The following is a 13,472-nucleotide window of genomic DNA, read 5'->3' on the forward strand; positions in this document are numbered from 1 at the left end:
GCCGGACTTTCGACGGGCTGCCGCCGGACTTCGTCCGGCTGACGGTTCCGCGTCGTGACTGTCGGTCCCGCGTCGTAACGTGGAGCGCATGCAGATCTTCGGCGTGGACATCGGCGGATCCGGGATCAAGGGCGCCCCGGTGGACCTGGAGAGCGGCGATCTTGCGCAGCCCCGGCACAAGGTCCTCACCCCGCATCCGTCGACCCCGGCGGACGTGGCGGACTGCGTGCGCCAGGTCGTCGAGCACTTCGAGTGGTCGGGCCCGGTCGGCGTCACGTTCCCCGGAGTCGTCACCGACGGCAGCACGGTCCGCACGGCGGCGAATGTGGACAAGTCCTGGATCGACGTCGACGCCCGCGCCCTGCTCCGCGAGCACCTGGACGGCCTCCCGGTCACCGTGCTGAACGACGCGGACGCGGCCGGCGTCGCCGAGGCCCACTTCGGCGCGGCCCGCGGCCGCAAGGGCACGGTCATCGTGCTCACCCTCGGCACCGGCATCGGCAGCGCCGTCCTCACCGACGGCCAACTGGTGCCGAACACGGAGCTCGGCCACCTGGAACTGCACGGCCACGACGCGGAGAAGCGCGCCTCCACCAAGGCCAGGGACGACGAGCAGCTCACGTGGGAACACTGGGCGCACCGCCTGCAGAAGTACCTCACCCACGTCGAGATGCTCTTCTCCCCGGAGCTCTTCGTCCTCGGCGGCGGCGTCAGCCGCAAGGCCCACAAGTTCCTGCCCCACATCGAGGGCATCCGCGCCGAAATCCTCCCGGCAGCCCTCCTGAACAACGCGGGAATCGTGGGCGCGGCAATGACGGCCAAATCCAGCCCGCCCGCCACCTCCAGCCCGCCCGGCGATTGAGGACGAGGCCGCCAGGCCAACGCCTGGCAGAGACAGACCACCGGTCACGTACGCCGATCCACTCGCCCCCCGGGCGGACGCGGCGCCCGAACAACCCGCCGCCCCCCGCCGCCCCGCGCACCCCTCTTCCGAGCCATGATCCGAACCTTCCGTACGGACACGATGACCCCGGCGATCAACGTCCCCCCGTACAACCACCCCGCATTCACCGCCAGCGCCGTGACCAGCCCGATCAGCTGCCCGCCCAGCCCCTCCGACCCGCCGGCGATCGGCCAGATCCCCACCGCGAACGCGATCGGCACCCCCACCGGCACCGTCACCAGGTCGGCCGGCCGCACCCAGAACGCGCTCAGCGCACTGACCGGCAGAAACAGCACCCCGAACACCACCGCGGACCCGTCGAGGAGCAGCCGGCACAGCCCCGCCACCAGCAGCATCACCGCACACCCGAAGAGCCCGCTCCCCAGCCCGGTCAGCCGCGGATTCGGCATGTCCCGTACGGCGACCACCCCACGCCGTACGACCCGGACGACGGTCCGCACCGCGCCCGCGACCGGCGAGACCGGACGCCCGCCGGCACCGGGCCGCCGCGGCGGCGGAGCGCTCGGCCGCCCTCCGGAGGAGACGACACCGGGCCCCCCGGCCTGCGGAGGTACGGGCGGTACGGGCGGGGTGCGTCGTGTGCGGTCCGGGGTCGGGCGCGTACTGGGTTGGTCCACCGCACCAACCTAGGTCGGCGCCCCCCGGCCGACGCGGCTGGGACACGCGCCGACGCGTGTCCGAGCGGTCACCGGGACGCCCGTACGTCAGTCAGGTGCCCGACCCCGGGGCCGTAGACTGGGGGATCGGCCGCCCGTCCGGGTGCCGGCCGTGCCCCTCCACCCAGCCCAGACGTACGGGAAGTCGCAACGTGTCGCTCACGATCGGAATCGTCGGTCTGCCCAATGTCGGCAAGTCGACCCTGTTCAACGCCCTGACCAAGAACGACGTGCTGGCGGCCAACTACCCGTTCGCCACCATCGAGCCGAACGTCGGCGTGGTCGGCGTCCCCGACCCCCGCCTCGACCGCCTCGCCGAGGTCTTCGGCTCGCAGCGCATCCTCCCGGCCACCGTCGACTTCGTCGACATCGCGGGCATCGTGCGCGGCGCATCCGAGGGCGAGGGCCTGGGCAACAAGTTCCTGGCGAACATCCGCGAATCCGACGCGATCTGCCAGGTCATCCGCGCCTTCGAGGACGAGAACGTGGTCCACGTCGACGGCAAGGTCTCCCCGAAGAGCGACATCGAGACGATCAACACCGAACTGATCCTCGCCGACCTCCAGACCATCGAGAAGGTCTTGCCGCGCCTCCAGAAGGAGTCGCGGATCAAGAAGGACATCGCCCCGAAGGTCGCCGCGGTCGAGGCGGCCAAGGAGATCCTCGAGCGCGGCGAGACCCTCTTCTCCGCGGGCATCGTCCAGGGCGGCGAAAAGGAGGAGCTCCTGCACGACCTGCACCTCCTCACCACCAAGCCCTTCCTCTACGTCTTCAACGTCGACGAGGACGAGCTCACGGACGACGACTTCAAGGCCGAACAGCGCGCCCTGGTCGCCCCGGCCGAGGCGATCTTCCTCAACGCCAAGCTCGAGGCGGACCTCGCCGAACTCGACGACGACGAGGCCCTCGAACTCCTCCAGTCCGTCGGCCAGGACCAGCCCGGCCTCGCCACCCTGGCCCACGTCGGCTTCGACACCCTCGGCCTGCAGACCTACCTCACGGCCGGCCCCAAGGAAGCCCGCGCCTGGACCATCCAGAAGGGCGCCACGGCCCCCGAGGCGGCCGGCGTCATCCACACGGACTTCCAGAAGGGCTTCATCAAGGCCGAGATCATCTCCTTCGACGACCTCATCCAGACCGGCTCAGTAGCCGAGGCCCGCGCAGCCGGCAAGGCCCGCATGGAGGGCAAGGACTACGTGATGCAGGACGGCGACGTGGTGGAGTTCCGCTTCAATGTTTAATTGAAGTTTCAATTAAATTGCGCGTCCTGTAAAGGCGCAGGTCAAGAGGGGTCTGTCAATTCGAGACGGGCCCTTTTTGCATCTCCATCGCAGGTTGGCCGGTGCTTTGGTGCTGGATGTTGCCCCTGAGGGGCGGATCGGACCACCTGTCGCCACCTGTATTCACCCCCGGGATGCTGTCCCGTGCTGACATTGCGCGCTGCGTGGATCATTCCGAACGCACACGAATCCTTGAGGGTGGGCGGTTGTGGGGGCCGTCGATCTTGTCGCGATCGATTCATTTGCCAGAGCGGAGCGCTTGGTTAGACATAGGCTGAGAGGTCTTGTCACAGGTGAGGGCCGGATTTGGCCTGGTCGAGGGGCGGCAGCGTATGAGCGGGCAGGCACGGCGTCGTGAGCAAGTCCCGGAGCAGCTAAAGGCAGCGGCTCGGAAGTCGCCCAACTTCGGGCGGCTCTACGCGATGCAGCCCCTGTTGGCCATTTACGGCGCGCAGGCCGAGCAGTCCGTCTTCACCAACCCCAACGTCTCGTACGTCGCCTCCGGCCAGTTCGGCGAGTTGCTCGCCGCGGAGCTAGTGCAGCGGGCTGGGGTACGCGTCGAGGGAACCCGGCAGATCGACCGGCTGGCTGGACTCCAGCGCGCCGGCCTGCTCCCTGGCCGCACCAGAGATGCCTTCGACACGCTCCGCCGTGGGCGCAACGACGCCGCGCACAATCACCTCTTCGACACCAGCAAGGCCCTCAAGGCCGTCGAACTCTGCTTCCAGCTCGGCCAGTTCTTCTCCCGGGCGATCGACAACGTACGAGAGATCGCCGCGTTCGTGCCGCCCCAGCTGCCGAGCGAGGTGGCGGGCGGATCCGCCGAGCTGGCCGAGCTCCGCGAGGCGCTCGGTCACTACCAGCGCACCCTCGCCGAGTCCCGAACCCGCCTCAGCGAGGTCGGTGACCGGCTGGAGGCCGAGCGGCGTGGCCGGGAGGAGGCCGAGAGGCTGACCGAGGCGGCTGAGCGGGCCCGTGCCGAGTCCGAGGCGGAGGTGGCCCGCCATCGGGACGAGATCGAGCGACTCCGGCGCGCCTACCAGGACCGTTACGACCAGGAGCGCCTCAAGCCCCGGTCGGTCACCGTCAATGCTCGTGAGGCGATCGTTGAGCGCGCCCAGCGGCCCGAACCGCTCAACGAGGTGCAGGCCCGCGTCCGTATCGACGAGATGCTGGCCCAGGCGGGCTGGACGGTCCAGCACTACAGCGACCTCAACCCACTCGCCTCCCAAGGCGTCGCGGTCCGAGAGTTCAGCCTGGCCACCGGTCGCGCCGATTACGTCCTCTACGTCGACGGCATGATCGTCGGCGTCATCGAGGCCAAGCGCGAGGGCACCGCCCTGGCGGGCGCCCTCGCGCAGAACGAGCGGTATGCGGGCGGCGTTCTCAAGGAACACTCCATGGCGGTCTGGCGTGAGCAGGAACCGTTCGCCTTCCGCTACGCCACCACCGGCGCCGAGACGTTCTTCCTCAACCGCCTCGACCCGCACGCCCGCTCCCGCCCGGTCTTCGCCTTCCACCGCCCGGAGTCCTTCGCCGCCTGGATGAAGCGGGCCACCGAGCATCCGGACACCCCCACTTTCCGGGCAGCCCTGCGCACCGCGCTGCCGGTTCTGGAGTCGCACGACCTGCGTACGGCCCAGGAGGAGGCGGTCGTCGGCCTGGAGGGATCACTCGCCCAGGACAAGCCGCGCGCACTGATCCAGATGGCCACCGGCGCAGGCAAGACCTACACCGCGGTCACCGAGTCGTACCGGCTGCTCAAGCATGCGCGTGCGCGCCGCATCCTCTTCCTCGTCGACCGCAACAACCTCGGCCGCCAGGCCAAGGCCGAGTTCGAGCGCTACAAGACGCCGGACGAGAACCGCAAGTTCACTGACCTCTACAACGTCGACTCGCTCGGCCGGTCCGGTCTCCAGGAGACCTCCTCCGTCGTCGTCTCCACCATCCAGCGCATGTACGGGCTCCTCAAGGGCGAGCCACTGGAGGACACCGCCGAGGCGGAGGACCGCGAGGACTCCTCCACTCTCGACGAGAACTACATGACCGATCGCCCGGTCACCGTCGAGTACAACCCGGCCGTCCCCATCGAGTCTTTCGACTTGATCGTCATCGACGAGTGCCACCGCTCGATCTACGGGCTGTGGCGCGGTGTCCTGGACTACTTCGACGCCCACCTGGTCGGTCTCACTGCCACCCCGACCCGGCAGACCAAGGGCTTCTTCGACGGCAACATGGTCTCCGAGTACACCTACGAACAGGCCGTGGCTGACGGCGTCAACGTCGACTTCGACGTGGTCACCATGGACTCCTCGATACGAGAGGACGGCGGCGCGAAGATCGACAAGGGAACGACGGTCCGTATCCGCGACCGAAAGACCCGGGCCCAGCGGTACGAGGAGTTGGACGAGGACTTCACGTACACGGTTGGCCAGATCGGCCGCACAGTGATCGCAGAGGATGAGATCCGAGCCGTCCTCACCGCGTACAAGAACAACTGGAAGCGCTGGTTCCCGGGCCGGACCGAACTGCCCAAAACGCTAGTCTTCGCGGCGACCGACGACCATGCGGACGAGGTGTTGAAGCAGGTCAAGGAGGTCTTCGGGCGCGGAGACGCCTTCGCCAAGAAGATCACCTACCGTTCCCGGGACAAGGGCGACGACCCCGAGCAACTCGTCAACGACCTGCGGAACTCGCCGTTGCTGCGGGTCGCCGTCACGGTCGACATGATCGCCACGGGTACGGACGTCAAGGCCCTGGAGTGCGTGATCTTCCTGCGGGCCATCCGCAGCCCCGTCCTCTTCGAGCAGATGAAGGGACGCGGCGCTCGCACGATCGACGCCGACGACCTGAAGGCGGTCACCCCGGACCCGGCCGCCGACCTCGCCAAGGACCGTTTCGTTCTGGTCGACGCAGTGGGCGTCACCGCATCGCCGCTGGTCGACACCCGCCCGATGCTGCCGCCGGACAGCGGCAGTCTCAGCCTGACCAAGCTGATGGACAAGGCGGGCAGCCGCTCGCTGACGGCCGAACAGGCCGAGACGCTCGCGCGCCGGCTGGCCCGGCTTGACCGCAAACTCACGAAGGAGGAGCGGGAGCGGATCGAGCAGGTGTCGGGCGGAGTGCCACTGGCGAAGATGGTCCGGAAGATCGCCAACGCGGTGGACGTCGACACCCAGGATCGGGCATACCGGGAGGGCGGCGCGGACCACGCGCGGCGACTGGTTCACGACTCGGTCGAGACCCTGACCGCCCACCCGGAACTGCGGAAGCTGATCATCGGCATCAAACAGCAGCACGACCTCACTTACGACGCGACGACCGAGGTCACGCTGAAGATGAACGAGGTCCCGAGGGAAGAGCGGGCGGCGAAGGAGCTGGCGGAATGGCGCCAACTCCTGGACAGCCGCAAGCGCGACGAGGCGGCGGCGGAGGCGATCGCACTCCAGGTGATCCTCGGCAGCGGATCCCGGGTCCGGCCGCAAGAGGCGCGGGCCCACCTGAAGGAGCTGATGGCCTCCATCAAGGCGACCAAGCGGACCTGGACACCGAAGGTCATCTGGGACCACTACGAGCTGGTCGGCGAGGCGGCCGAGTCGCTGACGAAGTCGGCCGGTCTGGGCGACCTCATGAACCTCGTCCGCTACACGCTCGGCGCGGACGACCAGCTGCGCCCGTACCGTACGGTGGTCGAGGAGCGCTTCGAGGGCTGGCTGCTGCGGCAGAGCCAGGCTGGTGCGGAATTCACAGATGACCAGCTGTGGTGGCTGAGCCGAATCAAGGACGCGATCGTGGTCGACCTGGGCATGGAACGCGAGGACTTCGGCCACATGCCGTTCTTGGAGAAGGGCGGCGGCCCGGGATTCGCGAACGCCTTCGGCGGCAGGAACCAGGCGCTGGAACTGTTGGACGAGCTGAATCGGGAATTGGCTTGAGCGAGGATATGGGCGGGTTGCCAGAGGGGTGGTCCTCGGCACGTCTGGGGGACCTCGGTGAGTGGTTCGGTGGCGGCACGCCTTCGAAGAGGGATCCTGCCTTTTGGGAAGACGGAGACATTCCCTGGCTGTCCCCGAAGGACATGAAGTCAGAGCGGTTGGCGGATGTCCAGGACCGCATTACGGATCGAGCAGTGACAGAGTCGTCGGTTCGCATGGTGCCAACGAATTCCGTTGCTGTCGTGACTCGGTCGGGAGTTCTAGAGCACTCGGTACCAGTGGCATTGGTGCCCTTTGCGACAACGCTGAACCAAGACATGAAGGCCATTGTGGCGCATGACGGCATCATGCCGGAGTGGATCGCGTGGACGCTCCGACGGTACGAACGTAGGATCCTCGACGGTTGCCGAAAGGCGGGTACCACGGTCGCGTCCTTGTCGACATCGGCACTCATGGACATGCAAGTACCGGTGCCGCCGCTCGCCGAACAGTGCCGTATCGTCGAGGCCCTCGAAGAGCAGCTTTCCCGGCTCGACCAGGGGCTTTACGCCCTTGCCAAGAACGAAATTCGGACCCGCAAGTTGATCCCTCGCGTGATGTCGGCGATCTTTGATTGTTCCGGTGGTGAATTGAAGCGCGTTGATGAGGTCGGCGAAGTTCGGCTCGGGCGACAGAGATCGCCGAAGAATCACCACGGTGACAACATGCGCCCCTACTTGCGGGCTGCGAACGTTGGCTGGAGCGGTCTACTTCTCGGCGACGTAAAAGAGATGAATTTTTCCGCCAAAGAGGTGGAAACCTATCGTCTCCACGTCGGCGATATTCTTCTCAGTGAGGCATCAGGAAGTCCGGGCGAGGTAGGTAAGCCAGCACTGTGGTCCGATGAGATCGAGGATTGCTGCTTTCAGAACACGCTTATTCGTGTACGCCCGACAGGAGTTCTCCCCGAGTACCTTCACATGTATTTCCGGTGCCTCGCACTGCGTGGCGACTTCCGTGCGGGTTCACGGGGTGTGGGTATCCATCACTTGGGTGCAGCGAAACTGGCGGAGTGGTCAGTAATTGTTCCCTCCGAGGAGATGCAGCACAAACTGGTTGACAGTTTGGAAGAGACGGTCTCCGCATTGGAAGCTGCCTCAAAGGTTTTCGACAAGGATCAAGGTCTTCCGCGTCGGGCGTATGCCCTTCGGAACGCGCTTCTCCGCAAGGCGTTCAACGGGGACCTTGTTCCGCAGGACCCTTCTGACGAGCCCGCCAGCACTCTTCTTGCCCGCATCGCCGCCGAGCGCGAGGCGGCCAAGCCCGTCCGCAAAGCGGCCAAGCGGGCTGCTCGCTCGCGTAAGGCGACCGCTGCCGTTACCGCCGCGGCGACGAAGACTGCGCCCGCTCCAACCCCCGCCCCCTCCACCTCCGTTCAGCAGGAGTTGTTCGACCAGTGACCGCGCTCGCATCCGACACCGCCGCCGAGACCACCGCGGACGACGCTGCCATGCCTTTCGCCGAAGGTGTCCCCCTCACCGAGACGCCGAAGTCCAAGAAGGCCGCCGCGCAGACCAACACGCTGGTCGCGAAGCTCTGGAATTACTGCAACGTCCTCCGTGACAACGGCATGTCCACCATCGAGTACGTCGAGCAGCTCTCGTACCTGCTCTTCCTGAAGATGGTTGACGAGTTCGAGAAAGACGAGTGGGGTGGCCGCGACCTGAGCGCCCTCGTGCCCGCCGACTACAACTGGAAGTCGCTCGTCAGCAAGCGTGGTCCCGAGCTCGAAGCGCACTATCGCGCCGTCCTGGAGCACCTCGGCCGCAAGCCCCACACCACCATCGGCACGATCTTCGCCGACGCCCAGAACCGCATCACCAAGCCCGCCCTGCTCGAAAAGCTGGTCGTCGAACTGATCGGCCGCGAGGAGTGGACGGTCACCGGCACCGACCTCAAGGGCGATGCCTACGAGGGCCTGCTCGCCAAGGGCGCCTCGGACACCAAGACCGGCGCCGGCCAGTACTTCACCCCGCGCGCGCTCATCGACGCCATGGTGGACGTGACCCGGCCGGGTCCGGAGGACACGATCACCGACCCCGCCTGCGGTACCGGCGGCTTCCTGATCGCGGCGCACGCGTACGTCACCCGGCACCACGTCCGCGACATGGACATCGACGCCCGTAAGGCGTACGATAGCGGGTCCAAGATCTGGGGCAACGAGCTGGTCACCGGCACCGCCCGCCTCGCCGCCATGAACATGCTCCTGCACGGCATCGGCAAGAGCGACGGCCCGAGCCTGATCGACGTCGGCGACGCGCTCGCTGAGAAGCCGAGCGGACGACATGCCTCCCTCGTCCTCGCCAACCCGCCCTTCGGGCGCAAGTCCGCGATCACCGTGATCGGCCAGGACGGCGAGGTGGAGAAGGAGGACGTCCAGTACGACCGTGACGACTTCACGGCCACCACGACCAACAAGCAGCTCAACTTCCTTCAGCACATCATGTCGTTGACGGCAGTCAATGGCCGGGCTGCCGTCGTTCTCCCGGACAACGTCCTCTTCGAGGGCGGCGCGGGTGAGAAGGTTCGCCGCAAGCTCCTCGACGAGTTCGACCTGCACACGATCCTGCGCCTGCCCACCGGCATTTTCTACGCGGGCGGTGTCAAGGCCAACGTCCTGTTCTTCGACAAGAAGTCCCCGCGCGCCGACGGCAAACCGCGCACCACCGTCACCTGGGTCTACGACTTCCGCACCGGCCAGCACTTCACCATGAAGCAGCGCCCGCTGACCCGTGCCCACCTGGACGACTTCGTCGCCCGGTACAAGGCAGGTGAGCCTCTGACCGCCCGCGTCGCGGACGAGGACGAGAACGGCTGCTGGAAGCCGTACGCGTACGAGGACTTGATCGGGCGCGACAAGGTCAACCTTGACATCACGTGGATGAAGGACCCGGCCCTGGAGGACGCGGACAGCGATCTGGAGCCGGAGGTCATCGCCGAGGAGATCGTGCGCGATCTTCAGTCCGCCCTGGCCGAGTTCACCGCCATCGCGAAGTCCTTGGGCGCGGATGTTGATGTACCGGAGGCCGAAGAGGTCTGACGATGGCCGGAAGGCTGGCGTCACCGCCCTGGAGTGCCGCAATGCTGAGTGCCTTGTGGCCCTCGGCCTCTTGCGCGGTTACTGTCGGCAACTCCATCTGAGGTGGCGATGCCGAAGTCCCTGCGATGCCCTGGCTCGATGATGGAGCAGTCGCCACAGCCACCATGGCTGACATCTCTGAGCCGACCCAGCCACCTCTTTTGGGACAGTGCCGATGGCGAAGCCTCCTACGCCGTCTCCGGCTCCGGTAGTGGCCTGGCCTCCGTGCCGATCGCCCAGAACGCTGAGCCAACGCCTCGACGCGAGCCGGCCGACCCCGTACGTACGTATCGCGGAGCGCTCCAGAAGCCTGCTGTAAGGGAATGAAGGGCCGAATCCGGAGCTGAACCGATCAGATCGAGCCACAACCGACCGTGATCCGAAAAGCCGCTTGACCGACCTCTGTGCAGTACAGGGAACATCAGGAGTCCACGTTCCGGAGTTCTCCGTTCTCCCCACGCGCCGTACAGAGGTATGCATGGCCATCGCGCACCCCCAGACCCGTCAGTTCGAATCGTTCGTCAGGAACTTGTCGTACGCACGCAAGATGGTGCGAGCCGGGCAGGCGCTGGAGGTGCTCAGCCCCAAGGGCATCGACACCGCCGACTTCTACCGAGCCGCCTGGGTACAGTCCATCGCCGCCCTCGAACACTGGGTACAGGAAGAGGTGTTGCGCCGGGTCGCCGAGGAAGCTGCCAAGGACGACCCGGACATGCCTCGCAAGCTCCGTGACTACCCGTTGCCGCTGCACTGCGTGGAGCAGGTGCAGCGGGGCGATACGACCACAGCTGAGGTGGTCGCGGAACGGGTGCGCCAGGACATCGCTCGCCAGACGCTGCAGAACCCGGATGCCATCGCGAAGGTGATGGCGCTCGTCACCGATGTCAAGGTGTGGCGGGAGGGGGCGAAGTGGGTCAACCGGTGGAACCAGTACCGGACTTCATATGACGAAAAGCGGCTGCGCGGCCAGTACGTCCTGCTGCTCCGCCGCCGAAACCAGATCGCACACGACGCGGATCTGATCGACGGCGACCTCAAGCAGCGCCGCCCGATTGGCGAGCCCGATGTCACGGATGCGCTGAACTGGATCGAGCGTATTGCGCTCGCGCTCGCATATGCGCTGGAGGGGGACGCGTCCAAGCCCCCAGCGCATCCGATTCCGGCCCCGGCTCTGACCGAGAATTCGGAAGCTCAGGTGGAGATCAACCAGGCGTCGACCGAATAATCGCGATTTCGATCCCTGCGAGATCGTCTTCGGGCGCCTCAGCTGCGAAGGTGCGTGCTGTGAGCCGCACACGGGTCGAGCAGCGGATACGCGAGGCCGACCTGGCGGGCATCAGCCCTTGCCTCTCCGGATCCCCTCTCAGGCTGGTTGTAGGAACTCATCGGTTGCTAGACGGTGCGGATGACCGGGGCGGGTTTGATGTCCTGGGCGTCGATGAGGGTGCGGATGTCGTCCGGGTCTGAGGTCCAGATGATGGCGCCGAGGCTGGCTGCCATGGTCACGACGGTGGCGTCGACGATGTCGGAGGTGCCTGCCTTGCCGCAGAGGATGCCTGCGGTCTTGGCGGTTTCGAGGCCGACGGGTACGACGTGGCATCCAACGAGGAACTTGGCGAGTCTGACCTGGCGGCGGGAGTCCCGCCATGCCTGGCTGACGACGACGGACGGGACGTGGATGTCCCGTCCGTCCTCCAGAGCCAGGCTGTGTCGGGCCCACATGCGCCGGTCGTCATTGTCGATTGCGATAAGGACCCCGGCGTCGTACAGGTAGGGGATGTTCACGCGGCCGAGGCTCCCGAACTGCTGAGGTATTCGGCGTCGGCGGCGGCCAAATCCGCGCGGGCGGCGGCGAGCTCTTCCGGGGTGAAGGCGCCCTGTTCGGCCTGCCACTCCTGGATGACGGCGCGGCCGGCCCGCAGGCGTAGCTCGCGTTCCGCTGCTCCGGCGACGAGGCGGGAGAGTGGGACGCCTTCTTCCTCGGCGGCTCCGGCCAGGGCTTCGACCAGCGATTCGTCGAGGGTGATAGTCACCTTCTTGGTAGCCATACATTAACCATAGTGCGGTATGGCGCCTGATGTCGATGTGCGCTTCACGCGCCAGCGAGCGTGGGGGTGCGAGCGCGTGCGGTGAAGGGGGCTCGGTGAACCCAGGGCTGCGGGTGAGGCCGGGTCCATATTCGCTGGAAAGAGCGGATTAGCGATGAATGCCTTGCTGGCTCCTGGGGCGCCAGTGCACGGTTTCGAGCATGAGCCAGGCGACGGATCGGGGCTTGGGTGGCGAGCGTTTTTCAGAGGTGCAAGAGGGACGTCCGGGACCGGAACTTCCCCTGTGACCGTCCGCGGTGCCGGCACGGGTGGACAGTGCGGTACCGGGAGCCGGGCGGTAGGCGAGGGCGGCAGAGGGAGAGGTCGTTTGCCCGGCGGGTGGGCTCGGATGGTGCAGACGCATTCGCCGACAAGGTCGAGAACGACAAGAAGGCCGACGTTCGTTTCGATCCTGCGCCTGGGCGGGTGTCATTGCAGGTCTGGGCTCAGGAGTGGCTGGAGCGCCGGGTCATCGGTGAATCGACGCGCCGCAACTACGGAGGGTTCATCCAGAACCATCTCGTGCCGCGACTGGGACGGAAGACTCTGGCCGGGCTGGCGCGGCGCGACTTCGAGGAGTTCGCTAAGCAACTGCACTCCTCTGGTGTCGGGTTGGCGGTTTCCACGATCAACGATCGATTGGTGATGGTGGCCGCGATGCTAGAGGTGGCCGTCGTTGAGAAACGTATCCCGCACAATCCTGCGCGCGGCGTCCGGGTATCCAGGGCGGCCCCGTGCGCGGTGGACGAGGACGAGATTCCCACGCTGGGCGAGGTTGATCTGATCGCGGAGCACATCGCCCCGCAGTACCGGCTCGCGGTTTATCTGCAGTCGGGCACCGGCCAGCGCCCCAGCGAGGCCCTCGCCTTCTCCACCGAGTGCCAACGATCCGGCTTCGTCAGGGTCCGCTGGCAGGTCAGCGCCAAAGCGCACCGTGGTGACTGCCACACAAGCATTGTGCCGCTCAAGCACCGAACGGAGGGCGAGTACCGGGACGTCCCGGCTGCTCCGTTCGTCGAGCAGGAAATCGACGGCCACTTGTCGCGGTGGGCGCCGGTGCCCGTGGCCTTCACAGGGCTTCGCGGCAGACGTCGGCGGCTGGAGGTCTTCTTCTCCCCGCGCCAGCGGGGCAAGGGTGTGATGCCCACCGCCTCCACCTTCGGATACCACTTCAAGAAGGCGTGCGTGGCGGCAGGCGTGGTCGACGTGGACGGTAAGGCCAAATACACGCCCGGCAGTCTGCGCCACTTCTTCGCCTCGACCGCGTTGGCGAACGGCGTGCCGATCCGCGAGGTCTCGCGCTGGCTCGGTCATAAGTCGATCAAGACGACAGTGGACATCTACGGGCACCTAGGCCCTGTCCGGCCGATCATGAAAGTTCGACGCCTGGGTCGTCAGACCCCGGGAGGTTGCTATGCGTAGACCGTCAATG

The 13,472-nt window shown here is 66.6% G+C and carries 10 protein-coding genes; 7 read left to right on the top strand and 3 right to left on the bottom strand.

Translation table 11 applies throughout. From position 1 onward, the window contains the following. Window positions 1–88 precede the first annotated feature (88 nt). Window positions 89–862 (top strand): polyphosphate--glucose phosphotransferase, encoded by a 774-nt coding sequence (gene ppgK / locus DY218_RS20940; RefSeq protein ID WP_128557646.1) that lies wholly within the window; start codon window positions 89–91, stop codon window positions 860–862. A gap of 44 nt (window positions 863–906) precedes the next feature. On the opposite strand, the gene DY218_RS35305 is transcribed toward ppgK, so the two are convergent. Continuing rightward, a complete protein-coding gene (locus DY218_RS35305) occupies window positions 907–1,353 on the bottom strand; it encodes a DUF6542 domain-containing protein (RefSeq protein WP_233521746.1) in 447 nt (148 codons plus the stop codon). A gap of 419 nt (window positions 1,354–1,772) precedes the next feature. On the opposite strand from DY218_RS35305, the gene ychF reads away from it, so the two are divergent. The 5 genes from ychF (at window position 1,773) to DY218_RS20980 (ending at window position 11,178) form a co-directional block, all read left to right on the top strand. Beyond that, on the top strand, window positions 1,773–2,861 hold the full coding sequence (gene ychF / locus DY218_RS20950) for a redox-regulated ATPase YchF (RefSeq protein ID WP_128557647.1): 1,089 nt from the start codon (window positions 1,773–1,775) through the stop codon (window positions 2,859–2,861). Window positions 2,862–3,232: 371 nt separating this feature from the next. Continuing rightward, complete coding sequence (locus DY218_RS20955; RefSeq protein WP_233521748.1) at window positions 3,233–6,835, top strand: type I restriction endonuclease subunit R; 3,603 nt, start codon at window positions 3,233–3,235, stop codon at window positions 6,833–6,835. 8 nt (window positions 6,836–6,843) lie between these two features. Further along, window positions 6,844–8,274 (top strand): restriction endonuclease subunit S, encoded by a 1,431-nt coding sequence (locus tag DY218_RS34295; protein ID WP_233521753.1) that lies wholly within the window; start codon window positions 6,844–6,846, stop codon window positions 8,272–8,274. 50 nt (window positions 8,275–8,324) lie between these two features. Further along, complete coding sequence (locus DY218_RS20975) at window positions 8,325–9,914, top strand: type I restriction-modification system subunit M (protein WP_128557653.1); 1,590 nt, start codon at window positions 8,325–8,327, stop codon at window positions 9,912–9,914. 517 nt (window positions 9,915–10,431) lie between these two features. Further along, window positions 10,432–11,178, top strand: coding sequence for a hypothetical protein (locus tag DY218_RS20980; protein WP_128557648.1), 747 nt, complete (start codon window positions 10,432–10,434; stop codon window positions 11,176–11,178). Window positions 11,179–11,345: 167 nt separating this feature from the next. Here the strand turns inward: DY218_RS20980 and DY218_RS20985 are convergent, their stop codons facing one another. Further along, complete coding sequence (locus DY218_RS20985) at window positions 11,346–11,738, bottom strand: PIN domain-containing protein (protein WP_128557649.1); 393 nt, start codon at window positions 11,736–11,738, stop codon at window positions 11,346–11,348. Further along, window positions 11,735–12,001, bottom strand: coding sequence for a hypothetical protein (locus DY218_RS20990; RefSeq protein ID WP_128557650.1), 267 nt, complete (start codon window positions 11,999–12,001; stop codon window positions 11,735–11,737). Before DY218_RS20990 ends, DY218_RS20985 begins: the two co-directional genes overlap by 4 nt. 378 nt (window positions 12,002–12,379) lie before the next feature. Here DY218_RS20990 and DY218_RS35310 point away from each other — a divergent pair, with 378 nt between their 5' ends. After that, complete coding sequence (locus DY218_RS35310; protein WP_233521750.1) at window positions 12,380–13,462, top strand: tyrosine-type recombinase/integrase; 1,083 nt, start codon at window positions 12,380–12,382, stop codon at window positions 13,460–13,462. Window positions 13,463–13,472: the final 10 nt, after the last annotated feature.

The sequence above is a fragment of the Streptomyces triticagri genome, assembly GCF_003429565.1.
GTDB lineage: Bacteria > Actinomycetota > Actinomycetes > Streptomycetales > Streptomycetaceae > Streptomyces > Streptomyces triticagri.